Consider the following 22,602-nt stretch of genomic DNA (forward strand, 5'->3'; position numbering starts at 1 on the left):
AGGCTCGGATTCAAGCCCGCGGCCGGTTGACCAGGAACACCGCCGCGGCACAGGCCACCATGCCGGCGATCGCCAGCGCGTCGAGCCGCTCGCCGAACAGCACATAGGCCATCAGCGCGGTCACTGCCGGCACCAGGTAGAACAGGCTCGCCACCGAGGTCGAGGCGTGGCGCCGGATCAGCCAGTACAATAGACCGATCGAACCGATCGACAGCACCACCGCGAGCCACACCACCGCGGCGATGAACTCCGCGGTCCAATGCACCTCGCGGCTCTCGAACAGCCAGGCGCCGAGCGCGAACAGCGTCAGCGCCGCCAGATACTGGATCACATTGCCGGCGCGCCAGTCGATCTTGCTGCAGAACCGCTTCTGGTACAGCGTGCCGATGGTGATGCTGACCAGCGAGACGCCGGAGGCGAACCAGCCCCAGCCGGCGTCGCCGCTCATCGTGCGATTGTGCAAAATCATCAGCACGCCGCCGAGCCCGAGCAGCAGCCCTCCCCATTGCAGCGGCGTCACCCGCTCGCCGAGAAACCGGCTCGCCAGCGTCGAAATCAGGATCGGCTGCAGCCCCGGGATCAACGCCGACAACCCCGCGGGAATCGAATGCGCGATCGCGATCGAAGTGCCGGCGAGATAGAAGCCGTGCACCAGAAGGCCGGCGACGATACTGTGGCCGACCCCCTTGAGGTCGGGCCACCACGGCCGGCCGATCGCGGCGATGACCGCCATCAGGGCCACCACCAGCAGCATCCGGATCACCAGATAGGTCAGCGGCTCGGCGCCGTTCAGCGCGTATTTGGTGCCGACGAAACCCGTGCTCCACAGCACCACGAAGATCGCCGGCGCGGCGCGCGCGGCAAAGACGTCAACAGTTCGCTGCATTGTCCCCCTGGGCGGCCGCTCGTACGTTGTCCGGCCACGAAATACGATAATCGGTCGGCGCGCAATCGATCCCGTTGCTCGACCGCCAGGAGGAATGGATGCGTCTGGTATTTGAGACCGTGGATGTTTTTACCTCCACGCAGTTCAGCGGTAATCCGCTGGCGGTGGTGCTCGGGGCCGAGGGCCTGTCGAGCGATCAGATGCAGGCGATCGCCGCTGAATTCAATCTCTCCGAGACCACCTTCGTGCTGCCGCCGAAGGATCCGGCGCATACCGCCGAAGTCCGAATTTTCACGCCGCGGCATGAGCTGCCGTTCGCCGGCCATCCCAATGTCGGCACCGCCTTCGTGCTGGGGCGCGCCGGCGCCTGCTTCGGCCGCCCGATCCAGGGCGACACGCTGATTTTCGAGGAGCAGGCCGGGCTGGTGCCGGTCGATCTATTGCGCGACGACGCCGGCATCGCCGGCGCCCGGCTGGCCTCGCCGCAGCCGCTGGCGATCGGCGCCAAGGTCGCCGCCGAACTGATCGGTTCGGCCTGTTCGTTGTCGTTCGACGACATCGAGACCGGCAATCACCAGCCCTGCATCGCCTCCTGCGGCACGCCATTCATTTTCGCCGAACTGACCAATCGCGACGCGCTGGCCGCCGTCAATCCGCGGGTCGATGTGTTTCGCGATCAGGTGTCGCACCAGCCGGCGACCAGCATCCTGCTCTACACCCAGGTCGACGACGACGAGGTCGACATCAGGGCGCGGATGTTCGCGCCGCATCGCGGCATCTATGAGGACCCGGCGACCGGCAGCGCCAACGTGGCGCTGATCGGGCTGTTGGCGACGTTGCGCGCCGAGCCGGATCTGTCGCTATCGAAACGCATCGCGCAGGGCGTCGAGATGGGACGGCCGAGCCTGTTGCGGGCCGCCGCCGAGAAGCGCGGCGGCGTCGTCAGCAAGACCACGATCGGCGGCGACTGTGTCGCGGTGATGAGCGGCTCGATCGTGGTCGATTAGCGCGGCGTCAGCGCAATCGCGAACGCGATAACTACCACCGGCTTATCACTTTGTTCAGCAACGCTGGTTACCGCGGCTTAGCAAAGATGCGCTATCAGATGCCGCATTGGGGGCGTCAGATGAACATCGATGAGATCGGATCGCGTATCGCTGGCGAGGCGCGGCGGCCGCTGCAGGCCGCGCCCGCCACCGGATGCCGCGACGGCAAGCCGGCGGCGCTCGATCGGCTGCAGCACCCGCGCCAGCACTGGCTGGTGACGATCATGACCATCGATCTGTTGTCGCTCGCCGCCGATCAGATGCTGCTCGGGCCGGACGGCTTGCTGGTCGCGGTGCTGCTGCGGGTCGGCGTGGTGACGCCGCTGTTGCTGCTGGCGATCGCGCTCAATCGGCGCTCGCGCAACGCGGCACTGATCAATCTCAGCAATGCGATCGCCAGCTTCGCCTTCGTGGTCGCGGCGACCGCGATCGGGCAATGGGCGCCGGAGCCCTCCGCCAGCCGCTACATGATGGCGGCGCTGTTCATCATCTTTTCGGCGACCATCTTCGCGGTGCTGCCGCTGTGGCACACCCGCCTGCTGCTGGCGCTATCGATGCTGGCCTATGGCGGCATCGTCGCCACCGGGCTGCGGCTGCCGCCGGGCTATGGCAACACCGATCTGATCGGGCTCGGCATCGTGCTGGCGCTGGTGTCGCTCAACATCCGCCGCGAGCGCGACAAGCGGATTGCCGAGCTGCGGCGGATGCGCGCCACCGACGCCGCGCGAACCATCGAACTGCACCAGGCCAACGCCAGACTGGCGGCGCTGTCCACCATCGATCCGCTCACCGGCATCTTCAACCGGCGCTATCTCGACGAGGCGATCGGGCGCGGCACATTTCCGATCGCGCCGTCGCGCGGCAGCGGCGTGCTGATGATCGACGTCGACCATTTCAAGCGCTTCAACGACCGCGCCGGCCATGCCGGCGGCGACCGCTGCCTGCGGCTGATCGCCGGCGCGCTGCAGGCCGCGCTGCGCTCCTCCGAGGATATCGTGGCGCGTTACGGCGGCGAGGAATTCGCCGTGATCCTGCCCGACGCCGACGACGCGGAAACCATGGCGGTCGCCGAACGGCTGCGCCGCGCGGTCGCTGATCTGGCGATCCCGCACCCCGACCTGTGCGACGGCCGCATCGTCACCGTCAGCATCGGCGGCTATGCCGCGGCGGCAGGCGAGAGTTTTCTTGAAGCGATCGAATGCGCCGACAAGCGGCTCTATGTCGCCAAGCAGGACGGCCGCAACCGGGTGTTCACCTGAGCGATCAGAAGTCTTCCGGACAGGGATCGGCGATCTTCCACAGCTCGGTGCCGTTCTTGATCTTCTTCATCTCGGTGGTCAGCCCGCCATTGCGGCTGATCCACTCCTTCACCGGCTGCGGATAATACGACATCAGGTCCGAGGTGCCCTCGTAGCTGGTGACCTTGATGCCGAAGGTGAACGCCTTGTCGTAATAGGCCTGGTGAAAGCCGAGGCTGGCGCGCGGCGTGACGCAGATCTTGTTGCTCGGCACGATGCCGAACACCATGGTGCAGGCCGAATTGCAGATGCCGTCGATGATGACGCGCTCGCGGCGGTCGCGGATCCGCTCGTATTTTTCCTTGTACTCCGTGACATAGCCGCCGTGGTCGCGGGTGATGCGGAGGTCGGCGCGCGCTGACCCGGTGACCAGCAGCGCGGGCAGCAGCAGAAGCGGGAATAAACGCATGGAACGATTGCAAACCCAGGTTGAACGGCGCGACGTTACGAGGTCTGGCGGCACCCCACCAGACGGCAAGAGTCTGGCGTTACTGTGTTAGCATTTCGTTAAGCATGGCCGTTCCCCGAAAAAATGCTCAGCCCGTTGAAAAGACGTGAAAAAAACCGCCGCCGCGGCCCGCGGGGGGTTCCTTTCGCGGCCAGGCCCGCTAAGGTGCCGGCGTGCGCTCGTAGCTCAGCTGGATAGAGCATCGGATTTCGATTCCGAGGGTCGGGAGTTCGAATCTCTCCGAGCGCGCCAGACATCAAAGACTTCGCAAATCGCGCGTTGGCCATCGCGGTGCCGCGTGCCGCGGACGCGACGAACCCGCCGGCAATCCGCTGTTGGCCGGTCGCTGACGTTCAGCGCAGCACGCTTTACGCACAGCCTCGGAATCGTACGAGTCCGTTGGCGATTGCCAATCTTTGCCGCCTCCGGCATGCATGGACAGTCGCGCAGACGACGCGGCGTGCTGCAAGGGGACCCATGCCTCTACGTTCCCCCAATCAATTCCTGGCGGCGCTCCCCGCCGAAGACTTCGCGCTGCTGCAACCCGATCTGCGACCGTTCCGGCTGGTGCAGGACGAGGTGCTGTTCGAGGCCGGCGACACCCTGCGAGCGGTCTACTTTCCGCACAGCGGCATCATTTCCAAGGTCGTGCACCTCGCCGACGGCACCACGGTCGAGGTGGCGCTAATCGGCCGCGACGGCGTCTCCGGCGCCGCGGCGGTGCTCAATGGCGGGGTGTCGTCGACCACCGCCACCGTCCAGTTCCCCGGCGCCGCGAGCCTGATCGACGCCCGCCGCTTCATCGCCGCGGCCGGCCGCAGCGAAGCGTTGCGCCAGGCGGTGATGAAGCTGCAATGGATCGATTTCGTCCAGGCCGAGCAATTGGCGGCCTGCAACGCCTCGCACGACATCACCGCGCGGGTGTGCCGGCGGCTGTTGCGGCTGCGCGATCTGGCGCTCAGCAACACCCTGCCGGTGACCCAGGATCTGCTGGCCCGCATGCTTGGCGTGCGGCGCAACAGCGTCTCGCTGGTCGCCGGCGCGCTGCAGCACGCCGGCATCATTCGCTACAGCCGCGGCCAGGTCGAGATCACCAAGGTCGACGGGCTGACCGAGCTGGCCTGCGAATGCTACGCCGCCAACAAGTCGCATGCCGAGGCCTTCAACCGCCAGGCTTGAGCACGGCAAGCGGCCGATCGTCGGCCGGCCGCGGCGCGCCGCCATGGACGGCCCCGCCCAAACCCGACTGATCAGTTGGCGCGTTGACGACGCCCGGCCGGCTTTGGCATAACGGGTGCGTTGTGGGACCTCAGACAAAGCCGGGACGACATGCAGAACGGCCTGTACTCGATCCATGTCGATCTGCTCGATGGGCGATCCGGCAAGGGCAGCGGCGTGGTGATCTTCCGCAACGGCAGCATTCTGGGCGGTGACGCCTACCTGTACTACACCGGCAGCTACACCGTGGCCGGCGACAGTTTCAAGGGCGAGGTGCTGGTCAGCCAGCATACGCCCAGCGCTGACGCCAATCCGCTGTTCGGTGGCCAGCAACACCCGGTCGGGATCGGCGTCTCCGGCACCGCGACGGGAAACTCAGCGGTGGTCAACGGCACCGCGCTGGTCGGCAAGGCCAGCCTGATCTTCAAGGCCACGCTACGCAAGCTGGCCGACACCGACTAGAGACTTTTCGAGTTGAGTTGACGCGCGTCACGAGTCCCTGGCTGTTATTCTGGGGCGCGCGCAGCGTAAGCCGCGGGTGAGCCCGGAATCCATAACCCCTATCTATCAGAACCGGAACAGCGCTAGGCGGCGCGCACCGTGCTGAGGAATTTGTCGACCTCGACCTTGAGCCGGTTGCTGTCCTGCGACAGCGACCGCGCCGCCGACAGCACCTGTGACGACGCCGAGCCGGTCTCGCTGGCGCCGCGCTGCACGTCGGTGATGTTCGAGCTGACCTGCTGGGTGCCTTCCGCCGCGCGGTGCACGTTGCGGGAGATCTCCTGCGTCGCGGCGCCCTGCTGCTCGACCGCCGAGGCGATGGTCGCGGCAATCTGCGACATCCGCCCGATGGTCAGGCCGATCTCCTGGATCGCGCCGACCGATTGCTGGGTCGCGGTCTGAATGCCGTTGATCTGCAGGCTGATCTCGCCGGTGGCCTTGCCGGTCTGTTCGGCCAGCGCCTTGACCTCGGCGGCGACCACCGCAAAGCCGCGGCCGGCGTCGCCCGCGCGGGCCGCTTCGATGGTCGCATTCAGCGCCAATAGGTTGGTCTGCCCGGCGATGGTGTTGATCAATTCGACGACGTCGCCGATCCGGCTCGCCGCATGCGACAATTGACTGACGCTGTCGTTGGTCTTCCTGGCCTGCTCCACCGCGTCGCCGGCGATCCGCGCGGATTCCTGCACCTGGCGGTTGATCTCGTTGACCGACGAACTCATCTGTTCGGTCGCCGACGACACCGACTGCACGTTGGTGGCGGCCTCGTCCGACGCCGTGGCGACGTTGCTGGTCAGCCGCTGGGCGCGCTCCGCCGTCGCGGTCAGCGTGCCGGCCGAGGCTTCCAGCTCGGTGGAGGCCGACGACACGGTGTCGATGATCTCGCCGATGATGGTCTCGAATTCGCGGGTGATGGCGTCGACCCGTTGGCCGCGCTGAATCTTGACGTCGGCTTCCACCGCGGCCGCGGCGTCGGCTTCCTTCTTGGCGATCAGCGCCTGCTTGAACATCTGCAGCCGGTCGGCCATCGCGCCGATCTCGTTGTGTTCGCCTTGATGCGGCACTTCGGCGGAGAGGTCGCCGTCGCCGAGCGCCTGCATCGGGCGGAGGATCGAGCCGATGCCGCGGTCGACATCGCGCACCAGATAGATCGAGATGCCGACCCCGGTCAGCATCGCCAGGCCGAGGAGGATCGCCAGCAGCCGGAACACGGTGTCATAGGTCGCGGCGGCGGCGAGGCTCGCGGCAGCGGCGCCGCTGTTGTTGTAGTCGATGCTCTTCTTCAGCACGGCGTCGGAGGCGAGCCCGATCGGATTGACGACGTTGTAGCTCAGCTCATGGGCGTCGTGCGGCACCTGGCCCACCGCCTTGCGCGACAACGCCATCACCTCCTCATTGCCCTTCTCGAAATTCGCCCACATCGTCGCCCATTCCTGATAGATCGCGCGCTCCGCGGGCGTCGTCAGCAGCTTCTCGTAGTCGCGGCGGATCTCGGCGATCTGCTCCATCAGCTTGCTCAGCCGCTGTTCGGTGGCGGCCTTGCTCTGCGCGGTTTCCGACAGCATGTGTTCGCGGACCATGTTGCGGTAGGTGAACAGGCCGCCGCGAAGGTCGCCGAGAATGCGCACGCTCGGCATCCACTTGGTCTGGATCTCGACCGCGGTGGCGTTGATCGCCCGCATGTTGCTGACCGCCAGCAGGCCGATGCCGGTCATCGCCAGCAGCAGGAAGGCGACGACGGTGGTGATTTTGGCGCGGATCGACAGTCTCGCGAGCATCGTGACTTCCTCATCTGGTACGTGAACAGCAGCGCCGCCCCGGCGCGTCGGCGCGCGGGGGTCAGGAATGGCGGCCAAGCTGATCGCCGACCCGCCCTTCGATTTTACCTTCGCCCAGCCGGCATGAAGGCTTCGTAAAAGTACCAGGTATGATTTGTCACAGCAGCGCAGCGATGCTGCAAATGATCAGCCGCGCGCAACAGGACGTTGCGCGCGGCGATTACTACCACCGAGACTACGACCGGAGGGCCGCTCGCCGCAGCTCAGGCGGAGCGCACGGTGCTGAGGAATTTGTCGACCTCGAGCTTCAGCCGGTTGCTATCGCGCGACAGCGAACGCGCCGCCGCCAGCACCTGGGAGGACGCCGCCCCGGTCTCCGAGGCGTCGCGCTGCACGTCGGTGATGTTGGAGCTGACCTGCTGGGTGCCCTCCGCCGCCAGATGCACGTTGCGGGAGATTTCCTGGGTGGCGGCGCCCTGCTCTTCCACCGCCGAGGCGATGGTCGAGGAGATTTCCGACATCTTGCCGATAGTGTCGCCGATCTCCTTGATGGCGCCGACCGATTCCTGGGTGGCGGTTTGGATGCCGGCGATCTGCTGGCCGATCTCGCCGGTGGCTTTCGCGGTCTGTTCGGCCAGCGCCTTGACCTCGGAGGCCACCACCGCGAAGCCGCGGCCGGCCTCGCCGGCGCGGGCCGCTTCAATGGTGGCATTGAGCGCCAAGAGGTTGGTCTGGCCGGCGATGGTGTTGATCAGTTCGACGACGTCGCCGATCCGGCTCGCGGCCTTGGCCAGTTCTCCGACGCGGTCGTTGGTGTTGCGCGCCTGCTGCACCGCGTCGCCGGCGATCCGCGCCGATTCCTGCACCTGCCGGCTGATCTCGGTGATCGAGGAGGACATTTCCTCGGTCGCGGAGGCCACCGACTGCACATTGGTGGAGGCTTCCTCGGAGGCCCCGGCCACCAAGGTGGTCAGTTGCTGCGACCGCTCGGCGGTCGCGGTCAGCGTCGCGGCGGAGGCCTCGAGCTGGTTGGAAGCCGACGACACGGTTTGCACGATCTCGCCGATCATCGATTCAAAGTCGCGGGTGATGCCATCGACACGTTGACCGCGCTGGATCTTGGCGTCGGCCTCCTGCGCGGCCAGCTGATCGGCCGCGCGCTTGGCGATCAGCGCTTCCTTGAACAGCTGCAGCACGGTGGCCATTTTGCCGATCTCGGTGGCTTCGCCCTGATGCGGCACCACCGCGTCAAGCTCGCCGCGGCCCAACGCCTGCATCGGCGTCACGATCGAGTCGATGCCGGCGGACACGTCGCGGATCAGATACAATCCGATGCCGATGCCGAGCACGCCCGCGGCGGCGATGATCACCACCAGCAGCACGAACGACGCATTGTATTCGGCGTCGGCCGCCGCCCCGGCGACCTCGGCGCCCTGGTTGTTGAGTTCGATATCCTTGGCCAGAATGGCGTCGGCCTTCTGGCCGACCGCCAGCACCTTGCTCTCGTTCAGCTCCTGGGCCTCGAGCGGATATTTGCCGAGGCTGCGGCGCGACAGCTCCAGCACCTGCTGGATCGCAGTTTCGTACTGTCCCCATTGCTGCACCCACTCATTGTAGAGTGCGCGCTCCTCCGGCGAGTTGATGGCCTTTTCATAGGCCAGGCGAATCTTCTTGGTGCTCTCGACATTGGCGGCGATGCGCTTTTCCGCGGCCGCCTTGCCCTCGGCGCCGAGCTCCAGCATGTGCGAGCGCACGATGCTGCGATAGGTCAGAATGTTGTTCTTCATTTCGCCGAGCAGCCGCACGCTCGGCAGCCAGTCCGTGCGCAGCGCGATCACACCGGCATTGATCGATTGCATGCTGCGCACGGCAATCACCCCGAGGCCGGACATGGTGATCAGGAGGAAGGCCAGAACGATGGTGATCTTGGCGCGGATGGACATACGAGCGAGCATCGAGAAATCCTCTGACTTCGAAGGGACTCTGCGCTCGACGCGGGAACGCGGGCGCGCTGCTGACGCGTCCGCCTTCCCCATTCGGACAATCTGGAACCGGCGTTCGCAGATTCATTTGTTCCGCAAGTGGTTAAGTTTCTCCTGCCGGCCTTAGCGAAAATACCAGTCGGACCCCGCGAGGCTTGCCTCAGGCTGACCTCACCGTCTGCAGGAACCTGCTGACCTCATGCTTGAGCCGGTTGCTGTCGCGCGACAGCGATTGCGCCGCCGCCAGCACCTGCGACGACGCCGATCCGGTCTCGGAGGCGCCGCGCTGCACGTCGGTGATGTTCGAACTGACCTCGTGGGTGCCTTGCGCCGCCTGCTGCACGTTGCGGGAGATTTCCTGGGTCGCCGCGCCCTGCTGTTCCACCGCCGCGGCGATGGTCGAGGCGATCTCCGACATCTTGCCGATGGTGTCGCCGATCTCCTTGATCGCGCCGACGGATTCCTGCGTCGCCGCCTGAATCCCGGTGATCTGCTGGCCGATCTCGCCGGTGGCCTTCGCGGTCTGCTCGGCCAGCGCTTTGACTTCGGAAGCCACCACGGCGAAGCCGCGGCCGGCTTCGCCGGCGCGCGCAGCTTCAATGGTCGCATTCAACGCCAGCAGGTTGGTCTGCCCGGCGATGGTGTTGATCAGTTCGACCACGTCGCCGATCCGGCTCGCGGCCTGCGACAAATCGCCGACCTGCTCGTTGGTACTGCGGGCCTGGTTCACCGCTTCGGCGGCGATCCGCGACGAATTCTGCACCTGCCGGCTGATCTCGTTGACCGAGGACGACATCTGCTCGGTCGCCGAGGCCACCGATTGCACGTTGGTCGAGGCCTCTTCCGACGCCGCGGCGACCAGCGTGGCCAATTCCTGCGACCGCACCGCGGTCGCGGTCAGCGTGCTCGCCGATGCCTCGAGTTCGGTCGACGCCGAGGAGACGGTGTGAACGATTTCACCGACCGCGGCCTCGAAATCATCGGCGAGCTTGTACATGTCCTGCTTGCGCAACTCGGCCATCAGCCGATCCTGATGCGCCTTGGCCTCGGCCTCGTCACGCGCCTTCTGCTCGGCCTTGACCTTGAAGGTCTCGACCGCCTGGGCGATCTCGCCGATCTCGTCCTTGCGGCCGAGCCCGGGCAGCACCACGGCGAAATTGCCGTTGGCCAGTTCGAGCATCGCCCTCGTCATCGCCGACAGCGGCCGCGACACCGAACGGCCGATCAGAAATCCCATCAAACCAACCACCACCACAATCCCGGCGATGCCGGCCTGCATCAATCCCTTGGTCTCCTGACGGGCCTTCAATTCCGCGCTTTGCGCGCGCTCGCTGCTCTGCTTGACCGCCTGTTCGACCGCCACGATCACAGGTTCGATCGCCGCAAAGCCGGCGGAGATCGCGCTCTGTTCCTTGGCGACGGTCTGGGCGGTCTCGATCCAGGCAAAGAAGTCGCGCTGATAGACCTCGAGCTTGCGGGCGAGGTCGGCCTGCGCCTCCGCGGGAATGTCGGATTGCGCCAACTGGGCCGAGAACTCCGCCGCGCGATTCTTCATGTCGTCGCCGGATTTGGCTTCACGGCGCAGCATGAAATCCTTCTCGTGCCGCCGCATCATCAGCATGGTGACGGCGAGGTTCGGCCTGTCGAACGCCTTCAGCGCGGTTTCGATGTCGTGGACCGACGACCGCAGGCTGCCTTCAAGGCCGACGTCCTCCTTGAGACCGAGCTTGAGCCGCGCGGCCGTCAGCGCCGCGAAGTGAGCGCTGTAATCGGTGGCCCCGGCCTGGATCGCGGCGAGCTTCTGCACCAATTCGTCCTGGCCGCGTGCGCTCGCCTGCCGCCGCATCTCGTCGAGATCGGTGGCAACCAATCCGCTCATCTCCTGATGCTCCTGAACGTATTTTTCGTCCTTCCGAAGCAGAAAGTCCTTTTCCGCGCGCCGCATCCGCAGGATCGTCACCAGCACTTTGTTTTGCAGGGCGTCGAGCGACCTGGCGCTGTCGTCGGCGTTACGAAACATCTCCTGCTTGGCGTCTCCGACCAGATAGAGCCCCCCCAACAGCAACAACCCGGCGATGCCGAGCGCGGCAATGGAATTGATCTTGTGAGTGAGGCGCAAACTGAACATCTATGCTTTCCGTGGGTGACGACGCTGGCGCGCGGGGTCGGGACGTCTGCTGCCCGCGACGCGGCAGCCCTCGCGAATGTGTCGATGGACGGCCACCGCAGCATCTCCGATCAGCGCCGCGCACTGCGCAACAGCCGATCGTTGCACGCCATCGCTTAACGTTTCGTCATGCAAAATCGCCGCTACGAACAATTGGCACTGGTAATGCTACCAGGTTTGTCCGCCTGCTGCGCCGTCGCGGCCTCGGCATTCAGCCGTCGCGATCGAAAAGCGGACCGCGTACTTCGCCCCACGAATGCACGATCGGCAGCCCGGCCAGCGTGCTACGCAGATTGGCGAGCGAGATGCGCAGCGCGGCAAGATCGACCGGCTTCGGGAAGCTGTGCAGCAATTCCATGCCGAGCGAGCGCGCGAACAGCCGCGAGGCGCTGCGCCGCTCCGGACCCATGCCGCTGATCAAGATCACCGGACCGTGGTAATCGGCCTCCGCCATCGCCTGCAGCACCGCGTTGCCGTCGCCGTCCTCGAGCATCAGGTCGAGCGTCACGCAGTCGTAGCGGTGGTTGCGCAGCAATTCGATGCCTTCGGCACAGCTATCGGCCTGGGTCACTTCGTAGCCGGCCTTCTCCGCGGCGGCGGCGATCAGCATGCGCTGGGTCCGGTCGTCATCGACCACGAGAAGACCGAGCAGGCCAAGCACCGTCTCGGCCGGTGCCGGCTGGTTCGCCACCACGGCGTGTCGGCGTCGGCTCATGGCGTCCTCCTCTCGGTGATCCCCGATCATGAGGGTGAGCTTAGCGGACCCGGCAAACTGGTTCGTTAATCCGGTCCTGGACACCAACCGAGTCGGCGCCGCGCTACGCGATTAGTTGACGTCTGCTTACGCGGCGAGCGGCAATTCTCGTCAATCTTAACGGCCGGCCGCCGTCACGGCTCGGCCTTGCCGCCGATCAGCGCGAAGCTGTGCCGCGCCACCATCAGGTCCTCGTCGGTCGGGATGATCCAGGCCGACACCCGGCTGGCAGGCGTGGTGAGCCGCGGCCCGTTCGGCGTCGCCTCGTCGATCTCGACGCCGAGCCAAGCAGCGTTCCGCAGCACGCGGCGCCGGATCTCCGGCGCATGCTCGCCGATCCCGGCGGTGAACACGATCGCATCGAGCCCGCCGAGCGCCGCGGCGAGCGAACCCAGTTCGCGGCCGATCCGGTAGACGAACAGGTCGACGGCGGCGGCGGCGTGCGGATCGGCGCTGCCGAGCAGCGTGCGCATATCGCCGCTGATCCCGGAGACACCGAGCAGCCCGGACTGCCGATACATTAGATCCCGCGCGGCCGCCGAGGTCATGCGCTTTTCCTCGATCAGATACAGCACCACCGCGGGATCGATATTGCCGCAGCGCGTCGCCATCGGCAGGCCGTCGAGCGGCGTGAAGCCCATCGTGGTCGCGACGCTGCGCCGGCGCTGCAATCCGCACATGCTGACGCCGGCGCCGAGATGGGCGACCACCACCCGGCCGTCGGCGGCCTCGCCCAGAACCTCCGGCAACGTGCCGGCGATATATTCGTAGGACAGGCCGTGAAAGCCGTAACGCCGCACGCCCTCCGCGGCGAGTTCGCGCGGCAGCGCGTAGCTGGTCGCCACCTCGGGTTCGGTGTGGTGGAACGCGGTGTCGAAGCAGGCCACCTGCGGCAACGTCGGATGCAGCCTGGCCAACGCCTCGATCGCGGCGAGGTGGTTCGGCTCATGCAGCGGCGCCAACGGCACCAGCGCGCGCATCGTCGCGATCACCGCGTCGTCGATCAGCACCGGCGCCGTATAATGCGCGCCGCCGTGCACGATGCGATGCCCAGCGGCGGTCACTGCGTAATCGGTGAAGTGACGATCAAGCCAGCGCAGGATATTGGCCAGCGCATCCTCGTGGTGCGCGGCGTCGATCGGATGATCGGTCAACACCGCGCCGTCGGCGGCGGTGGCGCGCAATTGCGCGCCCTCACCGATGGCGGCGACCTCGCCGTTACACAACAGATCCTGGCGGCTCGGCCGCTCGCCGGCCGGATACAGCGAGAACTTCAGGCTGGAGGAGCCGGCATTGACCACCAGGATGGCGCCGGTCATCGCCGCGCTCCCGCCGGCCATGCGATCACGCCGTCCAGCGCCAGTCGACGATCTCCGGCAGGTCGTCGCCGTGCTCGCCGATATACAGCTTGTGGCGCTGGATGCTGTCCCAGTAGCGCGCAGTGGCGGCCTCGAGCTTGCCGGCGAGCCGCGGAATCCGCGAAATCGCATCCAGCGCCAGCCGATAGCGATCGAGGTCGTTCAACACCACCATGTCGAACGGCGTGGTGGTGGTGCCCTCCTCCTTGTAGCCGCGGACATGGATGTTGTGGTGATTGTGCCGCCGATAGGTCAATTTGTGGATCATCGACGGATAGCCGTGGAACGCGAAGATCACCGGCTTGTCGGTGGTGAACAATTCGTCGAAGCCGCGGTCGTCGAGGCCGTGCGGATGCTCGCTGCGCGGCTGCAGCACCATCAGGTCGACCACATTGACGACGCGGATGCGGATGTCCGGCACGTATTGCCGCAGCAAGGTCACCGCGGCCAACGCCTCGACGGTCGGCACGTCGCCGGCGCAGGCCATCACCACGTCGGGATCGCCTGCGTCATTGCTGGCCCAGTGCCAGATCCCGGCGCCCGCGGTGCAATGGCGCACCGCGGCGTCGATATCCAGCCACTGCCATTCCGGCTGTTTGCCGGCGACGATCACATTGACGTAGTTGCGGCTGCGCAGGCAGTGATCGGTCACCGACAGCAGGCAGTTGGCATCCGGCGGCAGATAGATCCGCGCGATGTCGGATTTCTTGTTGGCGACGTGATCGATGAAGCCGGGATCCTGGTGCGAGAAGCCGTTGTGATCCTGCCGCCAGACGTGCGAGGTCAACAAATAGTTCAGCGAGCCGATCGGCCGGCGCCACGGAATCGTCGCGCACACTTTCAGCCATTTGGCGTGCTGGTTGAACATCGAATCGATGATGTGGATGAAGGCTTCGTAGCAGGAGAACAGCCCGTGGCGGCCGGTCAACAGATAGCCCTCGAGCCAGCCCTGGCACAGATGTTCGCTCAAAACCTCCATCACCCGGCCTTCGGCCGACAGATTGACGTCGACGTCCTCGAGCTCGGCCATCCATTCCTTGCCTGACACCTCGAACACCGCTTCCAGGCGGTTCGACGCGGTCTCGTCGGGGCCGAACAGCCGGAAATTTTGCGTCTCCAGATTGGCCTTCATCACGTCGCGCAGATATTTGCCGAGCACCCGGGTCGATTCCGCTTTCACCGTGCCCGGGCCGCTCTGCGTCACCGCGTAGTCGTGGAAATCCGGCAGCGACAAAGGTTGCAGCAATTCGCCGCCATTGGCGTGCGGATTGGCGCTCATCCGGCGATGCCCGGTCGGCGCCAGCGCCACCAGATCGTCGCGCAGCTTGCCGTTGCCGTCGAACAATTCCTGCGGCTGGTAGCTGCGCATCCAGTCTTCGAGCAGCTTGAGATGCTCGGGCGCCTTGAAGTCGGCGATCGGCACCTGATGCGCGCGCCAGGTGCCCTCGACCGGCAGGTTGTCGACGAATTTCGGCCCGGTCCATCCCTTCGGGGTGCGCAGCACGATCATCGGCCAGCGCGGCCGCTCGGTGGCGCCGTGGTGGCGCGCCTCGTCCTGGATGTGGCGAATCTGCGCCAGGATGCGGTCCAACGTCCCGGCCAAATGCTGGTGCACGATGGCGGGATCGTCGCCTTCGACGAAATACGGCTCGTAGCCGTAGCCGCGTAACAATTCGGTGAGTTCGGGCCGGCCGATGCGGGCCAGCACCGTCGGATTGGCGATCTTGAAGCCGTTGAGATGCAGGATCGGCAGCACCGCACCGTCGCGCAGCGGGTTGAGAAACTTGTTGGAGTGCCAGCTGGTGGCCAGCGCGCCGGTCTCCGCCTCGCCGTCGCCGACGATGCAGGCGACGATCAGGTCGGGATTGTCGAACGCCGCGCCATAGGCATGCGCCAGCGAATAGCCGAGTTCGCCGCCCTCATGGATCGAGCCCGGGGTTTCGGGAGAGACGTGGCTGGGAATGCCGTGCGGCCAGGAGAATTGCCGGAACAAGCGCTGCATGCCGTTACGGCTGCGCTCGATCGCCGGGTAGCGCTCGGTATAGGAGCCCTCCAGATAGCTCTGCGCCACCAGCCCCGGTCCGCCATGGCCGGGGCCGATGATATACATCATGTTTAGATCGTGCTGCTTGATCAGCCGATTGAGGTGGACATAGAGCAGGTTGAGCCCCGGCGTGGTGCCCCAATGGCCGAGCAGCCGCGGCTTGATGTGCTCCAGCTTGAGCGGCGTCTCCAGCAGCGGATTGTCCTGGAGATAGATCTGGCCGACCGAGAGGTAGTTCGCTGCGCGCCAATAAGCGTGCATTTTCTCCAGCAGATCCGGCGATAACGGGTCAGGCATTTTGGGCTCCAACTGTGCGGACAGATTCAGCGTGATGGGTCCGGGGAGCCGGCGCGGCGATGTTGCGCGAAACTTGCAACTGAAGCCGATAGCGGATGGTGCTCAACGTTGCGGCATTCCGGTAGTGGGGTTGATCTTGGCCTCGCGCGTCGCGCCGTGCGGGGATCACAGCGACGCGGATAACGCCGGCAAAGGTAATCCTGCTGGGCCAGCGTGCAATGAGTATTGTCGTGATCGCTCATCTTCACGGGATCACGCGCCACAACAGAACAAGTGCGATCCGACGCCGCATGTTGTTAACTATTCTGCCGTCGTGCTGGCGGACACCATGGTTGATCTGGATCAACTCTAGACCCTCGTCCTTCTTGATTCGGATCAATGTGTTTGTTAGGCGGGCGCAGAAGATGCGGCCGGTTGAGACCTGCCCACTCCAGAGGCCAATCATGACCGATTCCGAGCTGCGTCAGCATATTCTTGACGAGTTTGATTTCGACCCGAGCTTCAACAGCGGACATATTGGCATTGTGGTGGACAACAACGTGGTCACCCTCAGCGGCTACGTCAACAGCTACGCAGAGAAATTGGCCGCTATTGCGGCAACCCGCCGGGTCAAGGGCGTGCGCTCGCTCAGCGAGAGCATCGAGGTGCGCTATCCGTTCGATCGCACCGCCGACGATCAGATCGCGCAACGCGCCTCCGACATTCTCGACTGGGACGTTCTGGTTCCCGCCAATGCGGTCGAGGTCCAGGTCAAGGACGGATGGATCACGCTGACCGGCAATGTCGACTGGCATTACGAGCGCACTGCCGCGGAAGACGACGTGCGCAAATTGTCCGGCGTGCAGGGCGTCACCAATCTGATCGCCATCAACAATCCCAACGTCGATACCTCCAGCATCAGAGACAAGATCGAGTCGGCGCTCAAACGTCATGCGGAGATCGGGGCGAAGGCGATTCGCGTGACCGTGCAGGACGGCAACACGGTAGTGTTGGAGGGCAGCGTCGACACCTGGGACGAACGGCGCGCGGTGCAGAACGCCGCGTGGTCGACACCCGGCGTAGCATCGGTCGATGACCGTTTGATGATCTGCTGAGATCCCACCGCGCTGCCCGCAACGTTTCACGTCAGCGCAACGCCTCACCTCATCCGCAACGCCACCTCACCCGCAACGCTCACGACACCTCCTCGTTCTCGACCGCTGCGCGGACCGGCTTCTCGCCGGACGCCCGCCGCACCACCGTGACCGTACACGGCGCTTCCGCCGCAACCTTGGCCGAGACGCTGCCGAGCAATTTGCGCAACGCCGAATTGCGCCTTGCGCCGATCAGCACGTGGTTGACGTGGCTGGCCTGCACGAAGTCGAGAATCGCCGCGGCCGGATCGATGGCTTCGAGCACATGCGCGGTCAAGCGGTTGTCGGCGAGTTTCAGCGGCTCCGCCCAGTTTCGCAACGCCACCAGACGGTCGACGTGCTTGTTGTGGCCGTGCTCGTCGAGCGTCTTGTCGATGGTGATGCGGCCGAGCTTCAGCACGTTGAGACAGGCCAGCCGAGCCGACGGCAGCGTCGCCAGGATGCGTTCGGCGGTGCTGCGCAGTTCGTCGTTGAGCGCGGTGGAGCCTTCGGCGAGATCGATCGCCACCGCGACGATCGGCGCCGCGGCCAGTTCGTCGGCCAGCGAGGCCTTGGGCCGCGGCTGCTTGAGGTCCGGGTTGAAGCGGCGGCGCAACGCCGTGCTCCAGGGGTCGCGCTTCAGCTTTTCCGAGCGCGCGGTGAGCTTGACCTCGGCAGGATGGGTCAGATCGAACACCAGCTGCGCCGCGGTCGGATGCCGCCACGCCGGCTCGATCTCCAGGCAGCGCAACACGATCTCCTGCAGCCACAACGGATAGTCCGGCTTCAGCTGGCGCGGCGGCACCGGATCGCGCCACAGCCGGCGGCGCATGCCGTACATGGTCTCGGTTTCGCCGAACGGCCGCACCCCCGTGGTGAAGAAATACAACAGCACGCCGAGCGCGAACAGGTCGCTGCGCGGATCGTCGCGCACCCCGAGCAGCCGCTCCGGCGCCATATAGGGCGCGGTGCCGAACGGCAGCCGGAATTCCTCCTGCATCAGGTCGGGCAAGAGATCGCTGCAGGCCAGACCATAGTCCAGCACCACCGCCTCGCCGGACGGCCGGAACATGATGTTGCTGGGCTTGATGTCGTGGTGGATGACGTGCTGGCGATGCAGATCGGCCAGCGCGGCTGCGATCCGCGCGGCGATTTCGGCGGCGTCGGCATAGGGCAGCGGCAAATCGGGCAGCCGCGACAGCAGCGCCTTGCCGGCGATCCGCTCCATCACGATGTAGGGCTGCACCGAAAAGTCGCCTGCGGCGACGAAGGCCGGGACGTGGACCCCGGACAGCCGCGGCATGATCATCTGCTCCATCTCGAAGCTGACGATCGCGGCCGGGTCCTCGCCCTCGCCGATCTTCGGCAGTTTCATCACCATCGGCATGGTCGCGCCGGGACGGCTGACGGTGAGCAGCGTCGCCATGCCGCCCTGATGGATGCGCTCCTCAATCCGAAATCCGTCGATCGTCGAGCCGGGTTCGAGCGGGACGCCGGTCATGGTTATTTCCCCACCAACAGCCGTTCGGCGAGCGAGGGCGGCAACCCGTTGTGGCGGATCCTTGCCGCGGCCTGCTCGACGTCATAGGGCGCGCGGCAATAGGTGATCTCGCGGGTCTCGGTGTTGAACATCGCATAGGCGGCGGCGGGGTTGCCGTCGCGCGGCTGGCCGACCGAGCCCAGCACCACCAGCCATTGCCGGCCCGGCAACAGCTGGATCGGCGCGCCGCTGGTCGGCACGAACGAGGTCATCTTGCCGGTGACCGACAGCGAATACAGCGCCGGCCTGTGGACATGGCCGCAAAAGGTGACGTGGGCGAAAGTCGACTGCATGCTGCGCGAGGCGCCGCTGGAATCGGTGACGTAGATCCAGTTTTCCGGCCGGCTGGCATCGGCATGCACATAGAGCCGGCTATGCTGCTCCTGCTTCATCGGCAGTGCTGCGAGAAACTGCCGCTGCGGCAGCCCGAGCTCGCCGCGGGTCCATTCCATCGCCGCCTGGGCCTGGGCGTTGAGTTGCACCTTCGGATTTCCCACCGCGCAATCGTGATTGCCCATCACCGCCACGGCGCCCTCGCCGACCAGATCGGTCACGGTGCGCACCACCCAATCCGGATCGGCGCCATAGCCGACAAAATCGCCCAGCAGCACGATCTGCTCGGCGCCGGCCTCGCGCGCTTGCGCAAGACACACCTCGAAGGCCTGCCGATTGGCGTGAATGTCAGCGAACAGCGCGATCAGCACAGAACATCTCCCCCCGGGTCAGAGTGATTGGCCGCGAAAAGCTGGCGTTGATTCTTGTCAAAGAGCAAGGCCCGCGCCCGACGGTCAAGCCGCGATGAAGCGCGCGCCGTCCCCAAGCGCGTCATTCGCCCGCGACCGACCCCACCCGCTCCTTACCATGGCGCCCGCGCGCCAGGCCAAGTTTTGCGCGTGGCAAGGCCGGCGATCGAAGCCCGCCCGCACCCCGGGGCCGCGGTCGGCGGGCCGCCCGCCGGCACGCGCAGGCCACCTCCGCTCGGAGCTTCGACAGTGCAACGCAATAGGATTCTTGATCTGGCGCAAGCGGCCAGGGTTGGAGATATGACAGCATCAAGAAAAGTTGAGTTGGAGGCGTCCATGACTTCGTCAAGCAACAGAAGACTGAGGGCCACACCCGTTCCCAGCGACGTTGCCGATGTAGTCCGGGAATGGGAAGAAATCGCAGCGAGCCCGAAAGAGCTGGAAGCGTTCGGCCGCGCCATGGCCAACATGGTTAAGGATCTCGGCCTCTCCCCGAAGGAGCTACGCGCGCTGGCGACCAAGGGCAGCAACGCCAAGGAATTGCCCTGCCTGCTGGAGGCGCTGCGCATCAGCATTCGCGCACTGGCCGAAAAAGAACCGATGCTTTTGAATGACCTGCGCCGCGCCTGCGCATTGTGCGAGCACAAGCGCGAATGCGATTCCGACATCGCCGCCGGCACGCTGGTGCCGGCCTATCAGCGCTATTGCCTGAACGTCCAGGCGCTGGATGCGCTCCAGCACGACGACAAATTCAACTGCGAATCCTGATCGCGATCGCGTCCGCAAATCTGATCGCGACCAATGGCGAATTGTCATCGCCGTTGATGAGGTGCAGCGACGCAGTTGTGCAAGCGGACGACGCCCGTCAACATCGCAAAGCTCGGATTGCGCAGGGCAAATCCATTACTCGTGCACCAGTCGTTTGATCTGCGTCAAACTTAACTGACAGCCAATATGTCATCCTTTCTTGACAATGACGGGAGAGAGTCAGTGCGCATTATTCTCATTCATCCGAATTATCATTCTGGCGGCGCCGAAATCGCAGGAAACTGGCCGCCGGCATGGGCGGCCTATCTCGCCGGCGCACTGAAGTCGAACGGCTTCACCGACTTCCGCTTCATCGATGCGATGACCGAAAACATCTCCGACGAAGACCTCGCGGCCATTCTCGCCGAGGAGAAGCCGGACCTGGTCGGCTGCACCTCGATCACGCCGTCGATCTACAAAGCCGAGCACACGCTGCAGATCGCCAAGCAGGCTCACCCGGATTGCGTCACCATGCTGGGCGGTGTGCACGCCACCTTCATGTTCCAGCAGGTGCTGACCGAAGCGCCGTGGGTCGACGTCGTGGTGCGCGGCGAAGGCGAAGAAATCCTGATCGATTTGGCGCGCGCGGTGGAGAGCGGCCAGTGGCCGGCCAACCGCAACGACATCAAGGGCATCGCCTTCACCGAACAGACCGCGGAAGGCGCCCAGGTGGTCGCCACCGCCGCCGCCCCCACCATCAAGGACCTCGACGGCATCAGCCCGGACTGGGGCATCCTGAAGTGGGAGATGTACAAGTACATCCCGATGAACACCCGGGTGGCGATCCCGAACATGGCGCGCGGCTGCCCGTTCACCTGTTCGTTCTGTTCGCAGTGGAAGTTCTGGCGCGATTACCGGGTCCGCGATCCCAAGAAGGTGGTCGACGAGATCGAGGAGTTGGTCAACAAGTACCAAGTCGGCTTCTTCATCCTCGCCGACGAAGAGCCCACCATCAACCGCAAGAAGTTCATCCAGTTCTGCGAAGAGCTGATCGCGCGCGGCCTGAACAAGAAGGTGCAGTGGGGCATCAACACCCGCGTCACCGACATTCTGCGCGATGAGAAGCTGTTGAAGTTCTACAATGAGGCGGGCCTGATGCACGTCTCGCTCGGCACCGAAGCCGCAGCTCAGCTCAAGCTTGACCTGTTCAACAAGGAAACCAAGATCGCCGACAACAAGAAGGCGATCCGTCTGTTGCGCGAAGCCGGCATCGTCTGCGAGGCCCAGTTCATCGTCGGTCTCGATAGCGAGACCCCGGAGACGCTGGAAGAAACCTACCGCATGGCGATGGACTGGAAGCCCGACCTCGCCAACTGGTCGATGTACACGCCGTGGCCGTTCACGCCGCTGTTCAAGGAACTGAGCGACAAGGTCGAGGTGTTCGACTTCGACAAGTACAACTTCGTCACCCCGATCCTGAAGCCGGCGGCGATGGAGCGCGGCGAATTGCTCGACCGGGTGATGAACAATTATCGCCGGTTCTACATGTACAAGGCGTTCTTCTCCTATCCGTGGTCGGGCACCGGGCGGCGGCGACGCTATCTGCTGGGCTGCCTGAAGGCGTTCCTGAAGTCCGGCTTCGAACGGAAGTTCTACGATCTCGGCCGGGTCGGCTATTGGGGTCCGCAGTCGAAGAAGAAGGTCGACTTCCACTTCGACACCACGCGCTCCAAGGCGTTCGGCCAGACCGCGGACTGGGAGGCCAACGCCGACCGCTCGCGCAAGGCGACCCCGCCGGCCATCGTCTCGGCCTGCGGCGGCGGCACCGAGCAGATGGCGGAAGACGCCGAATGCGCGGCCCTGCAAGCCAAGGTACTGGACAAAGCCGATGGCGCCGGCGCAGTCAGCCGCCATTAAGCCCGCGCTCGTTCCGACTTCGCCGCATGCCGATCATGCGGCGAGGATCGGCCCGAATGCGGTGATCCAACTGATCCAGGCGCTGACCGCGGCTGGATTGGATGACCCGGCAAGGCAGATCTTCGCCGCGGCGGGCGCCAGCGAGTGGCTGGCGCGGCCGCCCGGTGAAATGGTCGACGAACGCCCGGTGGCCGCGATTCATCAGGCGGTACGCCGGCTGTTGCCGGCCGGCCAGGCGGCTGCGGTGTTGACCGATGCGGGACTGCGGACCGGCGATTATATCCTCGCCAACCGGATTCCGAAGTTTGCGCAAACGATCCTGAAGCTGTTGCCGGCGCCGCTGGCGGCGCGGATGCTGGTGAAGGCGATCGCGGCGCATTCCTGGACCTTCGCGGGTTCCGGTGGGTTTTCCGGCGAGGTCGGCCGCAATGTGGTATTGGAAATCGCCGACAACCCGATCTGCGCCGGCGAGCACGCCGATACGCCGGTCTGCGTCTGGCACGCGGCGGTGTTTCAGCGGCTGTTTCAGGTTCTGGTGTCGCCCAGGGCACGCGCCGTCGAGATCGCCTGCGGGGCTCATGGCGACGGCTGTTGCCGCTTCGTGGTCGACTGGAAAGCCGTCCCGGAGCGATCCTGCGCGAAGGCCGCCGCGAGCGACGCGGCCACCGAGACCTGCTGCGGCGGTTGCGCCGATCCTGCCGAACCTGTTTCGCCCGACAGCGGCCCACGCGCCGGACATGTCATTTCGTCGAAAGCCCGCTGATCGCGG

Annotated in this window: 18 protein-coding genes and 1 tRNA gene; 9 read left to right on the plus strand and 10 right to left on the minus strand. The window is 65.4% G+C overall.

Going from position 1 to position 22,602, the window contains the following annotated elements; translation table 11 throughout:
- Positions 1 to 10: 10 nt before the first annotated feature.
- The gene (locus tag VGC77_RS21695; protein WP_331173623.1) at positions 11 to 886 is read right to left on the minus strand and encodes a DMT family transporter; all 876 of its coding nucleotides are present in this window, start codon (positions 884 to 886) and stop codon (positions 11 to 13) included.
- 98 nt (positions 887 to 984) lie between these two features.
- On the opposite strand from VGC77_RS21695, the gene VGC77_RS21700 reads away from it, so the two are divergent.
- Complete coding sequence (locus VGC77_RS21700) at positions 985 to 1,893, plus strand: PhzF family phenazine biosynthesis protein (protein WP_331173624.1); 909 nt, start codon at positions 985 to 987, stop codon at positions 1,891 to 1,893.
- A 119-nt stretch (positions 1,894 to 2,012) separates the two neighbouring features.
- Positions 2,013 to 3,191: a diguanylate cyclase gene (locus VGC77_RS21705; protein WP_331173625.1), complete on the plus strand. Its 1,179-nt coding sequence runs from the start codon at positions 2,013 to 2,015 to the stop codon at positions 3,189 to 3,191.
- Between the two features lie 4 nt (positions 3,192 to 3,195).
- On the opposite strand, the gene VGC77_RS21710 is transcribed toward VGC77_RS21705, so the two are convergent.
- Entirely contained in the window at positions 3,196 to 3,639 is a 444-nt protein-coding gene (locus VGC77_RS21710) for a hypothetical protein (protein ID WP_331173626.1), read from the minus strand.
- Between the two features lie 214 nt (positions 3,640 to 3,853).
- Between VGC77_RS21710 and VGC77_RS21715 the strand changes: the two genes are divergently transcribed.
- The 3 genes from VGC77_RS21715 (at position 3,854) to VGC77_RS21725 (ending at position 5,358) form a co-directional block, all read left to right on the plus strand.
- A tRNA-Arg gene (locus VGC77_RS21715) sits at positions 3,854 to 3,930 on the plus strand.
- A gap of 225 nt (positions 3,931 to 4,155) precedes the next feature.
- Positions 4,156 to 4,857 carry a Crp/Fnr family transcriptional regulator gene (locus VGC77_RS21720; protein WP_331173627.1) on the plus strand — a complete coding sequence of 234 codons (702 nt, stop codon included), beginning with the start codon at positions 4,156 to 4,158 and terminating at the stop codon, positions 4,855 to 4,857.
- Positions 4,858 to 5,007: 150 nt separating this feature from the next.
- The gene (locus VGC77_RS21725; protein ID WP_331173628.1) at positions 5,008 to 5,358 is read left to right on the plus strand and encodes a GrlR family regulatory protein; all 351 of its coding nucleotides are present in this window, start codon (positions 5,008 to 5,010) and stop codon (positions 5,356 to 5,358) included.
- Between the two features lie 122 nt (positions 5,359 to 5,480).
- Here the strand turns inward: VGC77_RS21725 and VGC77_RS21730 are convergent, their stop codons facing one another.
- The 6 genes from VGC77_RS21730 to VGC77_RS21755 form a co-directional block, all read right to left on the minus strand.
- Complete coding sequence (locus tag VGC77_RS21730) at positions 5,481 to 7,172, minus strand: methyl-accepting chemotaxis protein (protein ID WP_331173629.1); 1,692 nt, start codon at positions 7,170 to 7,172, stop codon at positions 5,481 to 5,483.
- Positions 7,173 to 7,435: 263 nt separating this feature from the next.
- Positions 7,436 to 9,127 carry a methyl-accepting chemotaxis protein gene (locus VGC77_RS21735; RefSeq protein ID WP_331173630.1) on the minus strand — a complete coding sequence of 564 codons (1,692 nt, stop codon included), beginning with the start codon at positions 9,125 to 9,127 and terminating at the stop codon, positions 7,436 to 7,438.
- Positions 9,128 to 9,314: 187 nt separating this feature from the next.
- On the minus strand, positions 9,315 to 11,282 hold the full coding sequence (locus VGC77_RS21740) for a methyl-accepting chemotaxis protein (RefSeq protein ID WP_331173631.1): 1,968 nt from the start codon (positions 11,280 to 11,282) through the stop codon (positions 9,315 to 9,317).
- Between the two features lie 250 nt (positions 11,283 to 11,532).
- The gene (locus VGC77_RS21745) at positions 11,533 to 12,036 is read right to left on the minus strand and encodes a response regulator (protein ID WP_331173632.1); all 504 of its coding nucleotides are present in this window, start codon (positions 12,034 to 12,036) and stop codon (positions 11,533 to 11,535) included.
- 173 nt (positions 12,037 to 12,209) lie between these two features.
- Positions 12,210 to 13,394 carry an acetate/propionate family kinase gene (locus VGC77_RS21750; RefSeq protein ID WP_331173633.1) on the minus strand — a complete coding sequence of 395 codons (1,185 nt, stop codon included), beginning with the start codon at positions 13,392 to 13,394 and terminating at the stop codon, positions 12,210 to 12,212.
- Positions 13,395 to 13,419: 25 nt separating this feature from the next.
- A complete protein-coding gene (locus VGC77_RS21755; RefSeq protein ID WP_331173634.1) occupies positions 13,420 to 15,774 on the minus strand; it encodes a phosphoketolase family protein in 2,355 nt (784 codons plus the stop codon).
- Between the two features lie 443 nt (positions 15,775 to 16,217).
- Here VGC77_RS21755 and VGC77_RS21760 point away from each other — a divergent pair, with 443 nt between their 5' ends.
- A complete protein-coding gene (locus VGC77_RS21760) occupies positions 16,218 to 16,868 on the plus strand; it encodes a BON domain-containing protein (RefSeq protein WP_331173662.1) in 651 nt (216 codons plus the stop codon).
- 79 nt (positions 16,869 to 16,947) lie between these two features.
- On the opposite strand, the gene VGC77_RS21765 is transcribed toward VGC77_RS21760, so the two are convergent.
- Positions 16,948 to 18,387 carry a bifunctional serine/threonine-protein kinase/universal stress protein gene (locus tag VGC77_RS21765; protein WP_331173635.1) on the minus strand — a complete coding sequence of 480 codons (1,440 nt, stop codon included), beginning with the start codon at positions 18,385 to 18,387 and terminating at the stop codon, positions 16,948 to 16,950.
- Positions 18,388 to 18,389: 2 nt separating this feature from the next.
- Positions 18,390 to 19,130, minus strand: coding sequence for a metallophosphoesterase family protein (locus VGC77_RS21770; RefSeq protein ID WP_331173636.1), 741 nt, complete (start codon positions 19,128 to 19,130; stop codon positions 18,390 to 18,392).
- Between the two features lie 375 nt (positions 19,131 to 19,505).
- Between VGC77_RS21770 and VGC77_RS21775 the strand changes: the two genes are divergently transcribed.
- The 3 genes from VGC77_RS21775 (at position 19,506) to bchJ (ending at position 22,596) form a co-directional block, all read left to right on the plus strand.
- Entirely contained in the window at positions 19,506 to 19,937 is a 432-nt protein-coding gene (locus tag VGC77_RS21775; RefSeq protein ID WP_331173663.1) for a hypothetical protein, read from the plus strand.
- 222 nt (positions 19,938 to 20,159) lie between these two features.
- Positions 20,160 to 21,833 carry a magnesium-protoporphyrin IX monomethyl ester anaerobic oxidative cyclase gene (bchE, locus tag VGC77_RS21780; protein WP_331173637.1) on the plus strand — a complete coding sequence of 558 codons (1,674 nt, stop codon included), beginning with the start codon at positions 20,160 to 20,162 and terminating at the stop codon, positions 21,831 to 21,833.
- Positions 21,805 to 22,596 (plus strand): bacteriochlorophyll 4-vinyl reductase, encoded by a 792-nt coding sequence (gene bchJ / locus VGC77_RS21785; protein ID WP_331173638.1) that lies wholly within the window; start codon positions 21,805 to 21,807, stop codon positions 22,594 to 22,596. The genes bchE and bchJ overlap by 29 nt, the downstream gene beginning before the upstream one ends.
- Positions 22,597 to 22,602: the final 6 nt, after the last annotated feature.

Origin of the sequence: Rhodopseudomonas sp., from assembly GCF_036404135.1 — a bacterium.
Classification (GTDB): domain Bacteria; phylum Pseudomonadota; class Alphaproteobacteria; order Rhizobiales; family Xanthobacteraceae; genus Rhodopseudomonas_A.

Excerpts from the sequence above, each read along its gene's own strand:
- VGC77_RS21750 (WP_331173633.1), bottom strand. The coding sequence starts at position 13,394 with ATGACCGGCGCCATCCTGGTGGTCAATGCCGGCTCCTCCAGCCTGAAG.
- VGC77_RS21745 (WP_331173632.1), bottom strand. The coding sequence starts at position 12,036 with ATGAGCCGACGCCGACACGCCGTGGTGGCGAACCAGCCGGCACCGGCC.
- VGC77_RS21755 (WP_331173634.1), bottom strand. The coding sequence starts at position 15,774 with ATGCCTGACCCGTTATCGCCGGATCTGCTGGAGAAAATGCACGCTTAT.
- VGC77_RS21775 (WP_331173663.1), top strand. The coding sequence starts at position 19,506 with ATGACTTCGTCAAGCAACAGAAGACTGAGGGCCACACCCGTTCCCAGC.
- VGC77_RS21720 (WP_331173627.1), top strand. The coding sequence starts at position 4,156 with ATGCCTCTACGTTCCCCCAATCAATTCCTGGCGGCGCTCCCCGCCGAA.
- VGC77_RS21700 (WP_331173624.1), top strand. The coding sequence starts at position 985 with ATGCGTCTGGTATTTGAGACCGTGGATGTTTTTACCTCCACGCAGTTC.
- VGC77_RS21735 (WP_331173630.1), bottom strand. The coding sequence starts at position 9,127 with ATGCTCGCTCGTATGTCCATCCGCGCCAAGATCACCATCGTTCTGGCC.
- VGC77_RS21725 (WP_331173628.1), top strand. The coding sequence starts at position 5,008 with ATGCAGAACGGCCTGTACTCGATCCATGTCGATCTGCTCGATGGGCGA.
- VGC77_RS21695 (WP_331173623.1), bottom strand. The coding sequence starts at position 886 with ATGCAGCGAACTGTTGACGTCTTTGCCGCGCGCGCCGCGCCGGCGATC.
- bchJ (WP_331173638.1), top strand. The coding sequence starts at position 21,805 with ATGGCGCCGGCGCAGTCAGCCGCCATTAAGCCCGCGCTCGTTCCGACT.
- VGC77_RS21730 (WP_331173629.1), bottom strand. The coding sequence starts at position 7,172 with ATGCTCGCGAGACTGTCGATCCGCGCCAAAATCACCACCGTCGTCGCC.
- VGC77_RS21760 (WP_331173662.1), top strand. The coding sequence starts at position 16,218 with ATGACCGATTCCGAGCTGCGTCAGCATATTCTTGACGAGTTTGATTTC.
- VGC77_RS21710 (WP_331173626.1), bottom strand. The coding sequence starts at position 3,639 with ATGCGTTTATTCCCGCTTCTGCTGCTGCCCGCGCTGCTGGTCACCGGG.
- VGC77_RS21765 (WP_331173635.1), bottom strand. The coding sequence starts at position 18,387 with ATGACCGGCGTCCCGCTCGAACCCGGCTCGACGATCGACGGATTTCGG.
- VGC77_RS21705 (WP_331173625.1), top strand. The coding sequence starts at position 2,013 with ATGAACATCGATGAGATCGGATCGCGTATCGCTGGCGAGGCGCGGCGG.
- VGC77_RS21740 (WP_331173631.1), bottom strand. The coding sequence starts at position 11,282 with ATGTTCAGTTTGCGCCTCACTCACAAGATCAATTCCATTGCCGCGCTC.